At 36.1% G+C, this 18,613-nt stretch carries 19 protein-coding genes, 1 tRNA gene and 2 pseudogenes; 4 read left to right on the plus strand and 18 right to left on the minus strand.

From position 1 onward, the window contains the following. Positions 1 to 894 precede the first annotated feature (894 nt). The 8 genes and pseudogenes from PVV59_RS02260 to folE form a co-directional block, all read right to left on the minus strand. Positions 895 to 1,345: pseudogene (locus PVV59_RS02260) on the minus strand (hypothetical protein). Positions 1,346 to 1,513: 168 nt separating this feature from the next. Further along, entirely contained in the window at positions 1,514 to 1,915 is a 402-nt protein-coding gene (locus PVV59_RS02265; protein WP_273754294.1) for a hypothetical protein, read from the minus strand. Between the two features lie 365 nt (positions 1,916 to 2,280). After that, positions 2,281 to 2,693 (minus strand): annotated as a pseudogene (locus PVV59_RS02270) (hypothetical protein). Continuing rightward, positions 2,690 to 3,076: a hypothetical protein gene (locus PVV59_RS02275; RefSeq protein WP_273754296.1), complete on the minus strand. Its 387-nt coding sequence runs from the start codon at positions 3,074 to 3,076 to the stop codon at positions 2,690 to 2,692. The pseudogene PVV59_RS02270 and the gene PVV59_RS02275 overlap by 4 nt, the downstream one beginning before the upstream one ends. Positions 3,077 to 3,751: 675 nt before the next feature. Then, entirely contained in the window at positions 3,752 to 4,246 is a 495-nt protein-coding gene (locus PVV59_RS02280) for a hypothetical protein (protein WP_273754353.1), read from the minus strand. Between the two features lie 134 nt (positions 4,247 to 4,380). Then, a complete protein-coding gene (locus tag PVV59_RS02285; protein ID WP_273754297.1) occupies positions 4,381 to 5,568 on the minus strand; it encodes an alpha/beta hydrolase in 1,188 nt (395 codons plus the stop codon). A gap of 198 nt (positions 5,569 to 5,766) precedes the next feature. Further along, a tRNA-Leu gene (locus PVV59_RS02290) sits at positions 5,767 to 5,851 on the minus strand. 136 nt (positions 5,852 to 5,987) lie between these two features. Next, positions 5,988 to 6,611: a GTP cyclohydrolase I FolE gene (gene folE, locus PVV59_RS02295; protein ID WP_273754299.1), complete on the minus strand. Its 624-nt coding sequence runs from the start codon at positions 6,609 to 6,611 to the stop codon at positions 5,988 to 5,990. 126 nt (positions 6,612 to 6,737) lie between these two features. Here folE and PVV59_RS02300 point away from each other — a divergent pair, with 126 nt between their 5' ends. From PVV59_RS02300 to thrS, 3 genes are all read left to right on the plus strand, one after another. Beyond that, on the plus strand, positions 6,738 to 7,175 hold the full coding sequence (locus PVV59_RS02300; protein WP_273754300.1) for an iron-sulfur cluster assembly scaffold protein: 438 nt from the start codon (positions 6,738 to 6,740) through the stop codon (positions 7,173 to 7,175). Next, positions 7,176 to 7,526, plus strand: a complete 351-nt coding sequence (gene yidD, locus PVV59_RS02305; protein ID WP_273754301.1) for a membrane protein insertion efficiency factor YidD — start codon at positions 7,176 to 7,178, stop codon at positions 7,524 to 7,526. Between the two features lie 112 nt (positions 7,527 to 7,638). Further along, a complete protein-coding gene (gene thrS, locus PVV59_RS02310; protein ID WP_273754302.1) occupies positions 7,639 to 9,615 on the plus strand; it encodes a threonine--tRNA ligase in 1,977 nt (658 codons plus the stop codon). A 1,107-nt stretch (positions 9,616 to 10,722) separates the two neighbouring features. Here the strand turns inward: thrS and PVV59_RS02315 are convergent. The 5 genes from PVV59_RS02315 to PVV59_RS02335 all read right to left on the minus strand — a co-directional run bounded on the left by PVV59_RS02315 (position 10,723) and on the right by PVV59_RS02335 (position 14,617). Further along, positions 10,723 to 11,226, minus strand: a complete 504-nt coding sequence (locus tag PVV59_RS02315; RefSeq protein WP_273754303.1) for a MerR family transcriptional regulator — start codon at positions 11,224 to 11,226, stop codon at positions 10,723 to 10,725. A 181-nt stretch (positions 11,227 to 11,407) separates the two neighbouring features. Continuing rightward, on the minus strand, positions 11,408 to 11,731 hold the full coding sequence (locus PVV59_RS02320; RefSeq protein WP_005773477.1) for an integration host factor subunit alpha: 324 nt from the start codon (positions 11,729 to 11,731) through the stop codon (positions 11,408 to 11,410). A 77-nt stretch (positions 11,732 to 11,808) separates the two neighbouring features. Then, complete coding sequence (locus tag PVV59_RS02325) at positions 11,809 to 12,783, minus strand: beta-ketoacyl-ACP synthase III (protein WP_273754304.1); 975 nt, start codon at positions 12,781 to 12,783, stop codon at positions 11,809 to 11,811. 49 nt (positions 12,784 to 12,832) lie between these two features. Beyond that, positions 12,833 to 13,903 (minus strand): phosphate acyltransferase PlsX, encoded by a 1,071-nt coding sequence (gene plsX, locus PVV59_RS02330; protein WP_273754305.1) that lies wholly within the window; start codon positions 13,901 to 13,903, stop codon positions 12,833 to 12,835. Between the two features lie 156 nt (positions 13,904 to 14,059). Further along, entirely contained in the window at positions 14,060 to 14,617 is a 558-nt protein-coding gene (locus PVV59_RS02335; RefSeq protein WP_273754306.1) for a DUF177 domain-containing protein, read from the minus strand. Between the two features lie 223 nt (positions 14,618 to 14,840). On the opposite strand from PVV59_RS02335, the gene PVV59_RS02340 reads away from it, so the two are divergent. Continuing rightward, the gene (locus tag PVV59_RS02340) at positions 14,841 to 15,320 is read left to right on the plus strand and encodes an outer membrane protein assembly factor BamE (protein ID WP_273754354.1); all 480 of its coding nucleotides are present in this window, start codon (positions 14,841 to 14,843) and stop codon (positions 15,318 to 15,320) included. 77 nt (positions 15,321 to 15,397) lie between these two features. Here the strand turns inward: PVV59_RS02340 and nusB are convergent, their stop codons facing one another. From nusB to nrdR, 5 genes are all read right to left on the minus strand, one after another. Next, positions 15,398 to 15,868, minus strand: coding sequence for a transcription antitermination factor NusB (nusB, locus tag PVV59_RS02345; RefSeq protein WP_273754308.1), 471 nt, complete (start codon positions 15,866 to 15,868; stop codon positions 15,398 to 15,400). Between the two features lie 2 nt (positions 15,869 to 15,870). Further along, positions 15,871 to 16,326: a 6,7-dimethyl-8-ribityllumazine synthase gene (locus tag PVV59_RS02350; RefSeq protein WP_273754310.1), complete on the minus strand. Its 456-nt coding sequence runs from the start codon at positions 16,324 to 16,326 to the stop codon at positions 15,871 to 15,873. An 82-nt stretch (positions 16,327 to 16,408) separates the two neighbouring features. Then, positions 16,409 to 17,026, minus strand: a complete 618-nt coding sequence (locus PVV59_RS02355; RefSeq protein WP_273754312.1) for a riboflavin synthase — start codon at positions 17,024 to 17,026, stop codon at positions 16,409 to 16,411. Then, positions 17,008 to 18,135, minus strand: a complete 1,128-nt coding sequence (ribD, locus tag PVV59_RS02360) for a bifunctional diaminohydroxyphosphoribosylaminopyrimidine deaminase/5-amino-6-(5-phosphoribosylamino)uracil reductase RibD (protein ID WP_273754314.1) — start codon at positions 18,133 to 18,135, stop codon at positions 17,008 to 17,010. The genes PVV59_RS02355 and ribD overlap by 19 nt, the downstream gene beginning before the upstream one ends. Beyond that, a complete protein-coding gene (gene nrdR / locus PVV59_RS02365) occupies positions 18,128 to 18,610 on the minus strand; it encodes a transcriptional regulator NrdR (protein ID WP_273754316.1) in 483 nt (160 codons plus the stop codon). Before nrdR ends, ribD begins: the two co-directional genes overlap by 8 nt. Between the last annotated feature and the right edge of the window lie 3 nt (positions 18,611 to 18,613).

Raw genomic sequence — 18,613 nt, forward strand, 5'->3', positions numbered from 1 at the left:
TTTTTTCAACAAAAACAAAAAATGCTGACAAAAAATAAACTGTAAAAATTAAATACAATAAGAATAAAATAAACAAATTTATTTTGTTGTTTTTTCTGATAAATGACAGAGTCTAATAGTATGTTTTGTATTTTATGTAAAGAAAGAACAAAAAAATTAAAAATATCATTGAAGATGAAAGTCTTTTTAAAGACCCATACCACAAATGCTGAAAGCTAAAATACAAAGCACCAGGAAATTGATCTCAAAAAAAAACGCAAAGAAATACGAATTTTAAAGAAATATAATATTCAATTTATCTTATTTCTAAAAATAAAAATATCACACAATGAGATACAGTAAAATTTATAATCGCATGATTTCTTCAACCACAACAAAAAACCAAGAAAACTTTCCCTGAAATGTAAGCGAATGTACACAATTTCTACATTAAAGTTGCAGATATCTAGCAAAAAAATTAAATTAACAAACAAAGGTTTTCTTAATGCCGTATTATCAATGAGTTGAATGAATTAATAAAAAACTTTAGAAGATATGATTTAAAAAAGATCATAAAATAAAAAGCTATTTACATCAAAATCACTTGCATAACATTTTAGATCACCAGCTAAGAACTAAAATGCAGTAAAATATTTGTTCTCCTAAAGTTGAAAAACATCAAAATTAGCTTTATGAAAGCAATCTGGTCATTATCGTTAAAGTAGCTGTATTAACAAAGCTATTTTTTGCCACTTTTTATATCAAATAAATTTCTAAATGTTCCCCAATATTATCATCTGATAATAACACTATTGCAAATCTCAGATTTTATGAATTGGAGGTGAAAAAGAACTGTATTTCTCCCCTTTTCTCCTATAATATTTTTATTCAATTATTGCTTTAAAGATAAATATTTCACTTTTTCAAAGTTTTTTTTATTTGCTGTTTCTTTTTATCATTCTCAAGTCGTAACATCAAATCTTGCTCTTGCTTTGTCGAATTAGTTACACCAAAAGTATCATTATCCATCACCTGCTGATAACCTGCTATCATTAAATTGACTAAAAATGAATCACTTCGTGGCGCTGGTGAAAAATAGATTCCTTTTGAATCTTGCAATTTGTAGCGATAACCTGCTTTAGTCATGCACTCATAAATTGCTGCAAACTCACTTGCACGTGAATCCATATTTTCAGAAGAAGCATAGATTGGTTTCCAGCCACATTTTGATAGCGCTTGTTGGACCATAGACTTATTGACGCCTGGGCTTTTCCCATAATTCTAGCGTCGATGAAGGAGGTTTGTTAACACATCCAGCAGAGTTTAATAAAACTACAGCACTTAATAATTTTAATATTTTTTTCAATTCCCCCTCCTTTAATATTTACAATAAAAAGGCTGATAAGTCTGCCAATATTTTTCTCGTACGCAGGACAACTCTGAAGAGCATATAGACCATACATTGAAAAAGCAACCGCACCCCCTCCTGCGAGAATAAAAAAATATGAGGATTATTGATTACAGCAACCTCAACTTAAGGCTGACATTCGGGTTGTTCTTTGTTCTCTTCACAATGAGGACTATTCAAACGCCTCTCTACACTTCGCTGAGGAATAACAGCATTAGACTGACAAATGGGAAGATTTTCATATTTTTCACACCACTTAACCCTTCCCAATTTATCCTGAAAACCTGCTTGTATCATGCATGCATTCACAGACTCCTCTGTATTGAATTTCTCATCGGTACTTACTTCTGTATCAAGACGACCATCCAGATGCTGCATTCCGCACTCCAACAGAGCTTTTTTGATCTCAAGTTGATCTGCACCAGCCTTTCCCCATGTATCTACAGCCGTTTGAGAAGGCTGTTCTGGGTAACACCCAGCCATAACAAATAAGGCTATCCCGCTTAATAATTTTAAAATTTGCTTCACTTTCCTATCCTTGAATAAATTTAATATACAAAAACAATCTCTAAATTATTTCACATGCTGTTTTTTCATTTTCAAAATAATGACGTACATTATCACTTTTTATTATCGCTTATCTTTTCCAATGATTATTCTAAATGGCATTGTATCAAAAATACAGCAAAATTACTACTAAAATCATATCCTATAACGTTATATTTAAATATTATTTTCAATATTTTGATTACAATTGAAATAGATATTTTTATAAATGTTGTCCTACATTTGTATACCTCATGGATAAACAGCATTAAAGTGATTAGAGGAAACAACCCTACATGAGTATGAGAACACATGGCTGTGGAGATTGTTTCCATCAACAGTAAAATTTAAGGATAGCATTCATATTGTTCTAGATGCTTTTTACAAAACGGGCTGTTTAAGCGCCTCTTGACACTTCCTGTGGAATGATAGCGTCAGGACGACAAATCGGAAGGTTTTCTTCTTTAAAAGGATAACATCATCCTCCTGCTCTCGAAAGTTCCTCATGTTTATAGCGAATTTATAGCGAAAACCTGATTGAACCATGCAAGCATAAATTGTTGCTTTTGCATTAATGCTTACCTTTCTATTTTCTGAATCCTCATCATAAGGAGTTGGCATGCCACATTCTAAAAGGGCTTTTCCTACTTCAGTAAAATCTGCTCCGGACGTACATATACCCTGGAGAAGGCTTAAAAAAATTACACCCAGCTATAATAAACAAGACTATCACACTTAATAATTTTAAGATGTACTTCATTTCTTGCTCCTTGGTTTAATTGAATCAATTTGTATACGGTGAGATGAACCATAGAACGAAATACACACATCACTTCCATGACCATAACAAGCATGAACAGTAGGATAAGTCGTAAATATTCTCCATGCCTCGTTCCAGGGACCGCTGCCAGAAGGGATCTTATCAAAAGTAGCGGGATTTTTGCCAAACACAATACCAACAAAGTCATCTGCGTGGTTTTCCAAGCCAACAGAGGTTTGCTTGCCATCACTTAAATAATCAAGCGTATTCGCCATCGATTGAGCATTATAAGCAGGACCAAAAAGATTGATACTCGTGTTACCTGCTATGCCGTGAATACCACGTTTTTCAAAATCAAGCATCCCCTTTTTGCCTGCTGTCATGCTACCACGGCTGTGCGCATCAATATTTAACCCGTCATTGTCATAGGGAAACAAGATGTGCACTACAAGGTCAAGTTCACTGTCTGTGTAGACAAAGGAGCATAATCACAGATGATTTGATTTATATTTTGGCTATGATTCCACTCAAGAATATCTGCACAAATCTGTTTGCTTTCACCCACTTCAACAAGAGAATCTGTATAAATCTCTTCTGCCATTTTGAGAGTAATATAAGTGTTATATAGTTGAAATAATAAGGAAAAAATTATCACAATGAACCGTGAAAAAACAAGTGTCAAAAGCGAAGATTTGAAGGTAATTGTTGGCTTTTTTTCTTTTGTATCAAGGCTGTACATTATAGTAACGAAACATTGTTTACTTATAAAATAAACATTGTGATTGCAGTTTCTATCATGATTGGCTGTTTCGTCAATCATTTTTAATTTTTCAGAAACTAGATTAAGGAGAGCCAAATCTTGTAAATCAACGCGTACCTCTGCTGCCTCTCACTTCTTTCAAATCATCAGATATTCTTCCGCATACGGCATAGTTAATATATTTCTCTCTTTGAAATAGCACTTGGAATGCCCTATGAACTGATATTGTACGAAACGAAGTGAACGATAACTGCAATTTAAATGTACTGTTTATGATTAAAGAGAAAATATTTTTAATTTAACATTCTTTTTCAAAAAGATGTGGGCTTTCAATAATAAGCTTTTCTCGCGCTTTTTGTAACTGTTTAATGATTTCATCAATTTTTGATGGAGAATAAAGATATTCTTCGTTATTCAACAAATGCAACCTCTCCTTCCCTTCATATAAACATTGTATCTGAGATTGTAGTATTCTAATTTCTTGAAAGAAAAGACGTCCAGTTTCCTTAAAACCATTGTTAAGTGAAAAAAGTTGATCGGAAATGGAAAGCAAAATTTGTTTTAAAAAGCGCTCATTTTCTTGGCGTTTACGATATTCTAAAATAAGAGCATGGCTTATTTCATCTAATTGTTTTTTTGTAGAATCAATTTGACGCAATAAATTTGGTTTTTCCCCCATATCACCTTTTCTCACCTTCACAAGCATAGCATGAATTTCTAACAACTTAATTGCGGAATGAGATAAATAATCAACAATTGCAGGGGTATTGACATAGCTTTTCCGCGCAATCATCATAAATCCACCAAATAATAGCTTTTTACACCTCATCTCGCTATTTCGTTTTATTTTACAAAGCCATTCTAAAGAAAGTGCTAAAAAATATTCCTCCAATACATTATTTGATAGTTACCGCTCCTCTTTTTTTGCTATCGACCTGGAATCCGTGGAGAGAGAAAACGTAAAGGCGTATAAAGAATAAGATGTGTCGTTTTCTCTAATACACTGCTACTATCAGCAAGAAGCGCCTGACTAGGTGATAACTCTGTACCCTGCATAATTGTTGAAGCCAAAGACCCCTCTCGAGAAAGAGCCATCAACGTCGGTGAAGAAGCAAAAACATCATGCGTTCCACCATCAACATGAGAGAAATCAAGAACAGCTATGCCATTTTTACGTAACATTTCAATGTCAGAACCATCTCCCACCCGATGATGTCCACCGGTAAGACGTCCTGAAACAGCGAGTGCTTTATCCGCACGAGATACTAAAATGGCGGTTGGTTGAGGTAGTTTTTTAATATCATTAAGTTGGCGTTCAAATACATCAATATCAATGTCTGGCGCTGCCATTAAAAGACTTGTAATATGACGAATAGGTTCATATTTTCCCTGTAATGCTAGGGTCCTAAATGCCTCCATGATAACGAAGTTACCCATAGAATGGGCAATAACAGAAATTTGATCCGCCTTGGTTTTACTGATAAGTGTTAAAAGCTCTATGAGTCCATCCCGAGCAAAATTGGCGCTATCACGATCATAAATATAAAGAGGGACAGATCCAGCAGAAGGCCACGAATAATGCACAGTAACAACATCTAAAGAATAATCATATGTAAACTGAGCAGTACGAAATGTGCCATCTGCAAAATTGTTATTATAACCATGGATAAAAAGAAAAATTTCTCTTTTTCCTTTTGGTTTTTTTTCTAAAGCAGCATTTAATTGTTGTTTAAACTGTTCTTTATTATCATATTTTTGCAATGAGACTGCTGCAAAATACTTATCATGGGTAGGTTTATACGCATTTATTTCAACAAGTCCCTTTACATGTTGCTGAGGAATTCCGACATCAACGCGATTATAATGTACTTTATTCGATCGCTCTGAGCCATAAGGCTGAGCGTAATTATTTTGCATCATACGACTTGTTGCAACATACACCGGAACAATAGCTTTCGGAAGAATTGGTTTGCTTTCAACTTCCTTTTGCACTGCAATCATAGATGGGGTTGCATGTACCCCATGCCACAGGACGGCACGGGAATCACTACATGCTGATAATAAAGCAATACAAATAAGAAGTGTAAAATATCTTAGAATCACTCTACTTCTCACAGTAACTCTACCCCACCTATAAAAAATATAACGCTTTAAATGTACAAATAAAGTAATAAAAGATGAACAAACTATGAAGAAAACACCAAAAATAACACACAAAGAAATATTTCTCTATAATGGGAAAAAGTTTTCTATAATTTGCATAGACCACCTCTCTATATAACTTCTTCTCGTTACAGAGAAATTAATCGCCGATGGTGCGGTCGAGAAGACTCGAACTTCCACGGGTTGCCCCACAGCGACCTCAACGCTGCGCGTCTACCAATTCCGCCACGACCGCACGTGGTTAAGCAAAAAGTTCTGGCTTTCAGCCTTTAACAAATCACAAAGAAAGGTACAAGACAATTTTCTCTTTCCCATAATTTATTTTATTCAAACGATTTATAACTTAATAAAGATTACACGAAATATGGGCGTTACGATGATTTTTGAACCATCATCATAAAATGAGCTTGTGCAGTTTGATCTTTTTCATAATAACCATGAAATTTTTTTGTAATTGTTGTGGATCCCTGCTTTTGGATTCCTCTCATAGCCATACACATGTGCTCAGCTTCGATCAATACGGCTACACCACGAGGTTTCAGGTGCATTTCTAAAGCATGAGCCACTTGTGCTGTCATCGTTTCTTGTGTTTGTAAACGATGAGAAAAAATATCTACAATACGCGCAATCTTTGAAAGACCAACAATTTTTGCATCAGGAAGATAGGCTATGTGCGCTTTTCCAATAATCGGAATCATATGATGTTCACAATGCGAATAAAAAGGAATATTTTTTACGATTATCGATTCATTGTATCCTGAAACCTCTTCAAAAACCGTTCCTAAGGTTTCTTCAACTGATTGGTGATAACCATTAAAAAGCTCGCGATATGCCTTGGCTATACGTTTTGGGGTCTCTAAAAGCCCTTCTCTCCTTGGATTTTCCCCTACCCATAAGAGTAATGTACGAACCGCTTCTTCCACCTCTTCAATATTCGGACGCTTTTCTTCAGATAAAAAAGAATCTTTTGCGTCTTCTTTAACAACATTACGCATTCAAAAACTCCAACCTTACTCTATACAAAAACATTTGCAACAGACCTATTTCATTTTGTATAATCTCTATATAAGCGAATTAAAAGTTTAAACAATCACGTCTCTCAAAATTTCAGGCAATAGCGCATGAGTGGCAATATCTATAGTGATAAAATACTTGAATATGCTGCACATATAAGCAGAATTGGGCGTCTTAATAATCCTGATGCAACATCAAAAAGATATGCACATCCTTGCGGCTCAACAATCACTGTAGATTTAAAAGTGAAAGATCATATCGTGATAGATTTTGCTCATGAAATACATGCATGTGTTATAGGGCAAGCCTCAGCGTCACTTTTAGCATCTCATATCATCGGACAAACAACACAAGATCTTAAAATATTACGTAAAGTTATCTATCAAATGCTAAAGCAGAATGGACCTTCTCCTCAAGCTCCCTTTGAGGATTTTTCTTGCTTAGAGCCCATTAAAAACTATAAAATACGTCATGCTGCAACACTACTACCCTTTGATGCAACGATAGACTGCATTCAACAAATTGAAGAAGAAAGAAGAACATAAATGCTCAAATCACAGTTTCGACAAAAAAAAATAACTCGAAATTACACAGGGACTTGGCAAAAAACACCTGGACGATTACTGGGCATTTTTTTAATACGTTTCTATCAAATAACACTTTCGAGTCTTATAGGCAACCAGTGTCGCCATGCCCCAACTTGTTCAGAATATATATATGAAGCAATCGCACGCCATGGGCTTTGGGCTGGTACATGGATGGGTCTCTTTCGTGTCATACGTTGTGGTCCCTTTGGAACAGATGGCTTTGATCCAGTACCTCCTTCGCTTGGAAATTCTTGCTGTTTTTATAAACCTTGGCATTACTGGAAAATTTCTGAAAAACACAACAAATAATCCTTTTCTTTTTTCGTATGTATTGATAAAAAAATTAATCTATAAGCTTTTTGTTCAGTTTTCACGAAACCATCCGCAATCGTTGGCGGAATTGGATTAAAAGGGTGTTTTTATGTCTTGCTCTATTTCTCTTTCTTTTCCCGATGGTTCAAAACGTAATTACCCTGCCGAAATGACGGGCTTGGAATTAGCAGAATCCATTTCTAAATCACTCGCAAAAAAAGCAGTCGCCTATAGTCTTGATGGCATCATGCGAGATCTATCAGATCCATTAGGACAATCTGGTCAAATAGAGATTATTACCCGAGAAGATTCACGGGCTCTTGAGCTCATAAGGCATGATTGCGCCCATGTCCTTGCTGAAGCAGTGCAAGAACTCTTTCCTGAAACGCAAGTGACAATAGGTCCTGTGATTGAGAATGGTTTCTATTATGATTTTGCGCGCCAACAACCTTTTACGTTAGATGACCTCAGCGACATTGAAAAGAAAATGCGTGAAATTATTCAACGCAATGAACCTTTTAGAAAAGAAATTTGGTCTCGTGAAAAAGCAAGACAAGTTTTTTTTGAGAAAAAGGAATTTTATAAAGTTGAAGTTATTGACAGCATCCCTGACAATCAAGATTTAAAAATCTATTATCAAGGAAAGTGGTTTGATCTTTGTCGCGGACCGCACATGCAGTCTACAGGGCAAATTGGAAATGCTTTCAAATTAATGAAAGTCGCAGGCGCTTACTGGCGTGGCGATGCCAATAATCCAATGCTTACGAGAATTTATGGAACAGCATTTGCAAATGAAAATGACTTAAAAGCCTATCTTCATATGCTAGAAGAAGCTGAAAAACGTGATCATCGCCGCTTGGGACGTGAAATGAACTTATTTCATTTCCAAGAAGAAGGGCCTGGAATGATTTTTTGGCACCAAAAGGGCTGGAAAATGTTCCAAAATTTGATCAATTATATGCGTAGACGCCTTGATGATCACCAATATGCCGAAGTAAATGCACCACAAGTTCTCGATAGATCACTTTGGGAAGTATCGGGGCATTGGGGCTGGTATAAGGAAAACATGTTCAAAGCAATTCCAGCAGCAGAAGATTCAGACCATGGGAATGTTTATGCCCTTAAACCAATGAATTGTCCTGGTCATGTGCAAATTTTTAAACATGGTTTAAAATCTTATCGTGATTTACCTATTAGACTTGCTGAATTTGGTCTTGTTCATCGTTATGAGCCTTCCGGATCTTTGCATGGTCTTATGCGTGTGCGTGGTTTTACACAAGATGATGCACATATTTTTTGTACTGATGAACAATTAGCTGATGAATGTCTCAATATTAATGATCTTATTTTATCAACTTATGCTGATTTTGGTTTTAAAGAAATCAGTCTTAAGCTTTCAACACGTCCAGAAAAACGAGTTGGATCTGATGCATTATGGGACCATGCAGAAACTATCATGCAATCTGTCCTTAAAACAATTGAAACAAAATTTGCGGGACAAATCAAAACAAGTATCCTTCCAGGTGAGGGAGCCTTTTATGGTCCCAAATTTGAATATACATTAAAGGATGCTATCGGTCGTGAATGGCAATGTGGAACAACACAAATAGACTTTAATCTTCCTGAACGTTTTGGTGCATTCTATATTGATAAAGATTCAGAAAAACGCCAACCTGTTATGATCCATCGCGCCATTTTTGGATCAATGGAGCGTTTTCTTGGTATATTAATCGAAAATTTTGCTGGACATATGCCACTTTGGCTTGCTCCTGAACAAATTGTTGTCGCAACAATTACATCCGAAGCAAATGAATATGCCCAAAAAATAACTGCAAGACTTAAAGCTGCTGGGCTTTCGGCAACAACAGATCTTCGCAAGGAAAAAATTAACTATAAAATACGAGAACATTCTTTACAAAAAGTTCCCGTCATTTTGGTCTGTGGCAAACGTGAATCTGAGACAAACAGCGTAAATATGCGTCGCTTAGGAAGTCCGAATCAAACTTTTTTATCTGTAGAAGATGCAATTAAGCAACTCTTAAATGAGGCCACGCCTCCAGATTTACAACGTGTAATAAATGCATAAAATCACAGAAGATGGTAAGATATTAATTTTTTTACTATAAACCGTCAATTTTTGTACAAGGTCAAATGATTTGATAATGTCGTGTTTTTTATTTCATACATGATTACCGATTATCAGTAAAGCAAGTGGTAATATTTTACGAGGTCGGTTGAGGAAAGAATTTAATGTAAGCTCTATAAGCTGTTTAAATGCAATAATTGTAACTAATTGAATATTAATGACTTATTGATACATTAATCTTTTATATAGTAGAACGATGACGCTACTATTTTAAATAGATCATTGTTTACATCAACATCAAGAAAAAAAACTAAAAACAAAATTATTATAAATTACGTAAATTAGTTGAATGATGATGTTTCTTATTCATTGAGATATAACTTCATCAAAAAAGGTAATAATTTGATTTATAATGATGATATACAGTTATTTACATTAAACAAGATTCTTAAATATCAAAGGATTCTCTCACTTTAAATCTGTTTATGTAGCAGCAATCGAAATCATTCGTTTGCACGTGATAAGCGAGATAAGCCCGTGTGAATACAACCTATTTAGAAAGAACTAAAAAATGTCTAAACCATTTCAAATGCCAGAGTTTTGTTGCAATATTGAGTGCTAGCAAAATGTATGAAGCTACCCAACTTGTTTCTTCACAAACGTAAAAATAGTGCTGCTCAATGAATTTAACGTTTTCATTGATGGGGGCTGTTGCGAAATGAGCTCGAAAACCTTAAGAAAGATCTCTTTTAAACAAGGACGTGAATGATAACCAATAGTACTCTATAAAAACGCCTCGCAATCTACACTGATAAGATATCGCTTATAACTTCCCTTGAAGTTTATAAAGCTAAATCAAAGGAGAATTGATAAAATTGGGTATCCATTCTTTCCTCTCTTCATATTTGACCAAATTAAAAATTATTCCTAAAAAAATAGTCAACTATGCACATGAGGTATATGAGTTGCTCATTTAATATAGTAATCCCGAACCACATTTATAAAGCGTCTAAATATCTACAAAATACCTTGCGGCGCTAAATGCTACATATTGATTTATAAAAAACTTTTTAAATAGGTATTTTGCTAAAATGAAAAATATTATTGTTATCGTGCTCTATCAAGAACACGCTTACACTCAATGAGTTCAAACAGGATTTCTTGCAATAATGCTTTATCAGTTTTATCTCTGTAAAGATTCACAGAACCAACAGAGGTCTCTCCCTCATTTCTCATGAAACTCAAAAGCCCAAAAGAAGACTTTTTAGGCTTATTGCTCGTATTTTCAAAAGTTTGTACTGCATGTTTTTTTTCTATGACAACATTCATAGCATCAAGATCGCCATTACCAAATGCAGACACAAAAGCAACACCATTTTCTTTCAAAAGGCGCTGCACACCTTTTATAGTATAACCCTGATCGTACAATAACTGCTTAATACCATTAAGCAAATCAACGTCGACAGGACGATAGTAACGCCTTCCTCCTCCACGTTTCATTGGTTTAATCTGCCTAAAACGTGTTTCCCAGAATCTTAAAACATGCTGGGGAAGCTCCAATAATTCGGCTACTTCGCTAATTGTGCGAAAAGCATCAGAGCTTTTATCCATTTTGCAACCCCTTATCTAAAACACGACAAATGGTTTGATAATGCTTCATTACATCTCAACTTCTCAACAAGATTAGTCAAAAATAGGACCTTGACTACTTACTAAACAGCTTTTTTTAAAAAACATAAATCTTTATTTTATACATTTTTTAACAAATACCAAACATCACTATGGCATTTATTTATGAGAGATTATTTTTCTGTCTTGCACGATGCGAATCTAAAATTCTCTGTTTAAGGATATTTGCAGCCTTAAACGTCACAACACGTCGCGGCGGAATAGGTGCTTCAACACCTGTTTTGGGATTGCGTCCAATACGTTCATTCTTACTGCGAACCTGAAAAGTTGCAAAAGAAGATAATTTAACCGCTTCACCTCTTACAAGTGAGTTGCAAATCTCATCCAAAACCAATTCGACCAAAGCTGCTGATTCAGTATGTGACAAGCCCACTTTTTTACAAACTACGCTCGCTAAATCTGCACGCGTTACTGTCTTACTTGTCATTATAACCACCTATTAAAATATTTAAAATTACAAAATGACTTATACGTTTTATTCAAATATGGTCAAGTAACCATAATTTACCAACGAATAAGAACTGCTCCCCATGTAAATCCACCTCCCATGGCTTCTAACATGATAAGATCTCCTTTTTTAATTTTTCCATCGCAAAGAGCTGTCGTTAAAGCCAATGGAACTGATGCTGCAGACGTATTACCATGTTGATTAATGGTAATCACAACTTTATCTGGCGAAATTCTCAGTTTTTTAGCAGATGCTTCAATAATGCGCTTGTTAGCCTGATGAGGCACAAACCAATCGAGTTGTGAAGAATCCATACCTGCAGCTGCAAAACAATCATCAACCACATCCGTTATCATACCAACAGCATACTTAAAAACTTCTCGTCCTTCCATACGCAAATAACCTGTTGTTTGTGTTGTTGAAGGTCCACCATCAACATACAACTTATCGATATAAGCACCATCAGAACGCAACTTTGCAGATAATATACCACGCTCAAAAGCAATTCCCCCCTCAACTTCTTGTGCTTCCAAAACAGCAGCCCCCGCACCATCACCAAACAAAACACATGTTGTACGGTCTTCCCAATCTAAAATTCGAGAAAATGTATCGGACCCAATCACTAAAATTCTTTTAGCAGCTCCACAGCGTAAATAAGAATCTCCCGTTGTTAAAGCAAAAATAAAACCAGAGCAAACAGCTTGAATATCAAAGGCAAACCCATGGTTCATTCCCAAAGCATTCTGAATTTCAACAGCAGAAGCAGGAAACGTACGATTTGGCGTTGAGGTTGCTAAAATAATACAATCAATATCCTTTATTGTAAGACCAGCATTTATAAGAGCTGCTTGCGCAGCTTCAACGCCTAAAGAAACCGTTGTTTCATTTTCATTGGCAATATAACGTTGATGTATTCCTGTACGTTGAACGATCCATGAATCTGACGTTTCAACAAACTTTGCAATCTCATCATTTGATAAACTTCTTTTCGGCAAAGCACTTCCTACACCACGTATAATTGATCGAATCATTCAGCTCTCACCTTTTCTTCAGACTTTTTATTTCCATTATAAGAGCTCATCATAAGGATTCTCCACTCATCACCACTTCATCTTCCTGATCAAAAAGTGTATCTTTATTCTCATGAAACCGCCGTAAATCAGCCGTTATTTTTTGTAAAAGTCCATTATTAACCACTTCATAACCAACACGGATAGCAGAAGCAAAGCCATTAGCATTCGCACTGCCATGACTTTTTATGACAACACCATTCAAACCTAAAAGAACGCCTCCATTTACCCTATCGGGATCCATTTTATTTTTCAGTGTACGAAAAGCTCTCCGCGATAGAAAATAACCAAGAGATGTTAAAAAAGAACTGCGCAGTGCGGAGTTTAAAATCTCTGCTATCTGTCGCGCGGTCCCTTCTGCTGTTTTTAAAGCAATATTACCAGAAAAACCTTCTGTTACAACAACATCGACTGTCCCTTTTCCAATGTCATTGCCCTCAACAAATCCTTTATATTCCAATCCTTCTAATTGCACTTCACGCAATATCATGCCTGCTTTTTTTATTTCATAAAGTCCTTTAACCTCTTCCACCCCCACATTTAGAAGTCCAACACTTGGTTTTTCCGTATGATATAAAGCGCGAAACATCCCCGCTCCCATAACCGCCAAATCGACCAATTGACGAGCAGATGCGCCAATCGTTGCTCCAATATCTAAAACGATACTCTCGCTGCGAAGAGTTGGCCAGATACCCGCAATACCAGGACGTTCAGCCTCTGCCAACATTTTTAAACAAAAATAAGACATGGCCATAAGCGCCCCCGTATTACCAGCAGAAACGCAAGCATCAGCTTCACCATTTTTTACTGCTTCAATGGCATACCACATTGATGATTTACCACGTCCATTGCGAAGGGCTTGGCTTGGCTTTTCATCCATGCGCGTATAGCTTTCTGTAGGATAAAAGCACGATACAGAATCTAAACGGGGATATTTTTTTAAAACTGGCCGAACGACCTCTTCTATCCCATAAAATAAAAAATAAACATCTGATAAATATTTTTGGACAATTGCTGCTCCTGCAATAGCTGCTTCTGGACCGTAATCACCACCCATGACATCCACAGAAATTCTAATCACGCTTTCATATCCCACATCTTTTCATTTACATTTTTAAACACATATTATGATTTTGGGTGACTAAACACTCATAAAGCATATCTCGCGAAAAAAGCTCCACAGAAAATACCGTTTTTATCATAGCATACAATAGATAATTTTTTTATGTTTTTACAATCACTTCCAACTTTTCAAAACAGAAAATGGCGAAAACTTTTTCTCTGCTTCTTCTAAATTTTTAACCACATGCATTTTTATCCCCTCTTTACGTGGATAATGATTAATAGACAACTCAAAAAACTCTTCCATGATTGCACCAATATCAATTCGATCATTATAAAATACTTCCGGTGTATCAAGCCCTTCCACATCTAAAAACAATTCTCGTGTATCTTCTGATATTTTGGGCTTCGTTAAATTTGAATCTTCGGGAACAAAAATAACCTCAATATTTTCACGGAGAACATTTTCTAATGGCTCTAATGTAACAACACATAACTGTACTATATGCGCTTGCAACAAACCTTTTATACGCACACCGCGTTTTTTCCACGGAAGAATATGGAATTTTCCCTCACAAGATTTTACTTCAACTAAATCATGGTTTTGAGCTAAATGTGTACATTCTTTTTTGTTTGCACAAAGATGAACTCTTATCCCTTTAGCAGGAAGAGAACGGACGGATATTGGATAGGCCAAAGCAAATGCCATTTGAGAAACGTTTTGAACATCCATTGACAACTCCCAAATATGAAACTCCATAAAACACTGTGCTTTTATTTAGCTCAAGTATATTTCATTCATTTTTTTCTTTTCTAAAGAAATTCTATATGGCATAATTTGCTTTATAACAGGGAAACTCAATGTAAGCTACGGTAGATTAAGCTAAAATTAGAAAAACTTGAGGTTGCCTTCTTGTCGTACATCTCAGTATAAAAAGGAGATATCATTGTTTCAAATGCCTCACATAATGATCTTAATCAAACGTAAATTGTTGGTTGGTCTATCAATAGCAAGTATCATAACACTTGCGGGTTGTAGTCTTCTTGATTCTTCAGGGTCAAGCCAAATTTATAGAGAGGGCTATATTCTTGATAAAAATGCTCTAAGTTCTATTTCTATTGGCTCAAGTCAAGAGCAAGTTCTTTTAACTTTAGGAACACCTTCATTAAAAACAAAATATGATAATGAAGTTTTTTATTACATCTCACAAACACGTTATCGTGGGATGCAGTTTATGAAAACAAAGATTATTGACCGCAAAGTTTTAGCTATTTACTTCAATAAAAACAATCAGGTTACAAAGGTTGCTCACTATGGTCTACAAGACGGTCAAGTATTTGATTTCATTACACAAACAACACCAACTATAACAAAAGAACACCCTTTCTTAATTCAAATTATAAAAGGTCCTGTAAATCCACCAGCTTCTAATTAAAGTGTATTATCTATTTACTTTTGCAATCTTATTAGGTCTGATATTGTCAGACCTAATAAAGAAAGGGATTTTAACTCTTAAAAACGAACTTTTTTTGCCATACTGTCGAGAACTGCATTAACAAGTTTTGGCTCATCACCTTCAAAAAATGCTTTGGCTATATCAACATATTCATTCATGACGACCGCAACAGGAACATCTTTACGGTTGATCAACTCCCATAAAGCGGCTCGTAAAATTGCTCGCAATATAGAATCAAGACGTGAAAGAGACCATTCTGTAGAAAGCTGTTGATGAATCAGAGGATCAAGCTGCTTTTGGTCTTTTACAACGCCCGTTATAATCGCCAAAAACCATTGAAAATCAGCTTCAAGATACTGGTCTCCATCAATGTCTTTTCCTAAACGATAAGCCTCATACTCAGCAGCCGTCTCCATCACTCCCGAGCCCACAATATCCATTTGATAGAGAGCCTGAACTGCAGCCAGTCTTGCTGCACCACGTTTATTGGCTGAACGCGGAAAATCTCTGCTTTTTATATCAGCCATAGTTAACAATTATCTCCAAGTCTCTTTTTTAGAGCGATCATGCATAAAGCAGCTTCAGCCGCAAAACCACCTTTATTTTTGTCATCTTGTTTTGCACGCACCCATGCTTGCTCTTTATTTTCAACTGTCAAAATACCATTTCCAATAGCTAAGTGCTTATGAACAGCTAAATCCATCAAGGCCCGACAAGAATCATTGGCAACAATTTCAAAATGATATGTTTCACCCCGAATAACACAACCCAGTGCAACATAACCGTCATAAGATATCTTATTTTGTTCAGCAAAAGCTATTGCAGCTGGTATTTCTAAGGCTCCTGGAACTGTTATAATATCATAACTTGCTTCAGCTTTTTGCAAAGCACTTATAGCACCTTTCAAAAGTGCATCAGAAATCTGTTCATAAAAACGTGCTTCAACAATCAATACGTGAGGATTTTTACGTATCTCTTTCACCATAATGGAATTCCACAAAAAACGAATCAAAAAAACTCAAAGCTATAGAGCATAAAATGCTAAAAACGATCAATAGAGTTATAGCTTATTCAACTTCTCTTTTAAAAGCAAAAAGCTTAGCAGCATAACGAGCAAGCTGGTCAATTTCCAAATTAACCCAATCTCCAATTTTAGCTTGTCCCCACGTTGTCATTTCAAGTGTATGGCGAATAATAAGAACATCAAAAACACAATCTTCAACACCATTAACAGTCAAAGATGTTCCATTAAGCGCAAGTGATCCCTTAAAAACAATAAAAGGCATAAATTTTCTTGAAGCTTTTAAATAAAAACGAATTGCATCCCCTTCATTTTTTTGTTCAACAATTTCAGCTAAGCCATCAATATGACCAGAAACAAAATGCCCTCCCATTTCATCACCCAATCTCAGCGAGCGTTCTAAATTAACAAAAGTTCCTTTTTTCCATTGGGCAAGATTTGTTAAACGTAATGTTTCTTCCCACGCCTCAACAATAAACCAATTGGAGTCTCCTTGTTTAAAGCCTCGTTCTACAACTGTCAGACAAATTCCTGAACACGCAATTGACGCACCAATTGCTAAGTTTTGTATAGCATAGCGTGTAGAAATCTTTACACGCATCCCCTGCTTTAAAGGTTGAACATCCTCAACACAACCGATATCCGTTATAATTCCTGTGAACATAATGTCTTACGTCTCCATTTATAAAAACGGTCATTTCCAAACATTTTTGTCTCAACCTCATGAAATTGCGAAAGATAATTTTCAAAATGAGGGGCTTCAATACGTTTTTTTCCTAAAATAACCGGACTATAAAAACATATCAAATGATCAACACAACCAGCATTCAAAAACTTTTCCCCTGTCTTTACACCTCCTTCCAGTAAAACACTATTAATTCCATGTTTATAAAGCATCTGTAAAAGAGCAAAGGGTTCTACAAAACCATTATTCATCTCTACCGAATAAACAGACACACCATATTGTTCCAACGCATTTTTTTTGTTTTTCTTTGAAAGATCCCCATTACAAATAACCCATGTAGGAATTTTAATGGCTGTTTGGATAACTTTCGCATCAAGGGGAATAGATAAATCTGAATCTAAAATAATACGAATTGGCGAACGCATTTCCATTCCTGGCAAGCGGCAATTGAGTTGTGGATCATCGGCTAATATAGTCCCAATACCAACAAGAATAGCGTTGTTTTGAGCCCGTAGAATATGCGTATGGGTATGGGAAAGGGGACCACTAATTTTTATTCCCCCCTCCTCTTTTTTTCCCACACTATTATCAGCAGAAATTGCCATTTTAAAAGTAACAGCACAACGCTGCATCTTCTTTATACACCAATGCGTCCATAAAGCTTCAAAAGCCTCTTCAACTAAAATGCCCTCAACGACTTCAATACCCGCCGCACGCAAAAGAGCAAGACCACGACCAGCCATACGCTTATCACAATCGGTCAGAGCAACAACAACTCGGGAAATACCTGAATCAATAAGTGCACTAACACACGGAGAAGTTTTTCCATAATGTGCGCAGGGTTCTAAAGTAACATAAGCGGTCGCTCCTTGAGCCAGAGAACCAGCCATACGTAAAGCTTGCACTTCCGCATGAGGTCTGCCATGAAGAGCTGTTACACCATAACCAACAATAAATGACCCAGCACCGCCATCATTTTGCACAATTAGCGCACCCACGGAAGGATTCTCACCTGTAAGTCCCACATGACGCTCTGCTAAACGGATAGCGGCAGCCATAAACCGTTCATCTTGCACTTTCTTATTCATCAAAACGAGATTCTGTATCCGCTACACCCTTTGACAACTCATCGATAATATCGTGAAAATCGCTTGCATTACGAAAATCTCGATACACAGAAGCAAAACGGATATAAGCAATATCATCAATCCTTTTTAATGCTTCCATCACAAGATGCCCAATTTTTTCTGAAGCAATCTCTGGTTCTCCCAAACTCTCAAGCTGGCGTACAATGCCAGAGATTGCTCGTTCAATACGATCAGGATCAATATTGCGCTTACGTACTGCCACATCAACTGATCGCATTAATTTATCACGATCAAATGGTTCATATCGTCCACTTTTTTTAGTAACCAAAAGCTCACGCAATTGAACACGTTCAAAAGTTGTAAAACGACCACCACAGACAGAACACACACGGCGGCGCCGAATCACCGCACCCTCTTCTGCTGGACGTGAATCTTTTACCTGTGTATCCTCATATTGGCAGTAAGGACAGCGCATCTC

The organism is Bartonella sp. MM73XJBT.G (assembly GCF_028618435.1).
Taxonomy (GTDB): Bacteria; Pseudomonadota; Alphaproteobacteria; order Rhizobiales; family Rhizobiaceae; genus Bartonella.

Coding starts and splice junctions, on each gene's coding strand:
- PVV59_RS02275 (WP_273754296.1), bottom strand. CDS start 3,076: ATGACAGCAGGCAAAAAGGGGATGCTTGATTTTGAAAAACGTGGTATT.
- PVV59_RS02280 (WP_273754353.1), bottom strand. CDS start 4,246: ATGATTGCGCGGAAAAGCTATGTCAATACCCCTGCAATTGTTGATTAT.
- folE (WP_273754299.1), bottom strand. CDS start 6,611: ATGCGTAATGTTGTTAAAGAAGACGCAAAAGATTCTTTTTTATCTGAA.
- PVV59_RS02300 (WP_273754300.1), top strand. CDS start 6,738: ATGAGTGGCAATATCTATAGTGATAAAATACTTGAATATGCTGCACAT.
- yidD (WP_273754301.1), top strand. CDS start 7,176: ATGCTCAAATCACAGTTTCGACAAAAAAAAATAACTCGAAATTACACA.
- thrS (WP_273754302.1), top strand. CDS start 7,639: ATGTCTTGCTCTATTTCTCTTTCTTTTCCCGATGGTTCAAAACGTAAT.
- PVV59_RS02315 (WP_273754303.1), bottom strand. CDS start 11,226: ATGGATAAAAGCTCTGATGCTTTTCGCACAATTAGCGAAGTAGCCGAA.
- PVV59_RS02320 (WP_005773477.1), bottom strand. CDS start 11,731: ATGACAAGTAAGACAGTAACGCGTGCAGATTTAGCGAGCGTAGTTTGT.
- PVV59_RS02325 (WP_273754304.1), bottom strand. CDS start 12,783: ATGATTCGATCAATTATACGTGGTGTAGGAAGTGCTTTGCCGAAAAGA.
- PVV59_RS02335 (WP_273754306.1), bottom strand. CDS start 14,617: ATGGATGTTCAAAACGTTTCTCAAATGGCATTTGCTTTGGCCTATCCA.
- PVV59_RS02340 (WP_273754354.1), top strand. CDS start 14,841: ATGCCTCACATAATGATCTTAATCAAACGTAAATTGTTGGTTGGTCTA.
- nusB (WP_273754308.1), bottom strand. CDS start 15,868: ATGGCTGATATAAAAAGCAGAGATTTTCCGCGTTCAGCCAATAAACGT.
- PVV59_RS02350 (WP_273754310.1), bottom strand. CDS start 16,326: ATGGTGAAAGAGATACGTAAAAATCCTCACGTATTGATTGTTGAAGCA.
- PVV59_RS02355 (WP_273754312.1), bottom strand. CDS start 17,026: ATGTTCACAGGAATTATAACGGATATCGGTTGTGTTGAGGATGTTCAA.
- ribD (WP_273754314.1), bottom strand. CDS start 18,135: ATGAATAAGAAAGTGCAAGATGAACGGTTTATGGCTGCCGCTATCCGT.
- nrdR (WP_273754316.1), bottom strand. CDS start 18,610: ATGCGCTGTCCTTACTGCCAATATGAGGATACACAGGTAAAAGATTCA.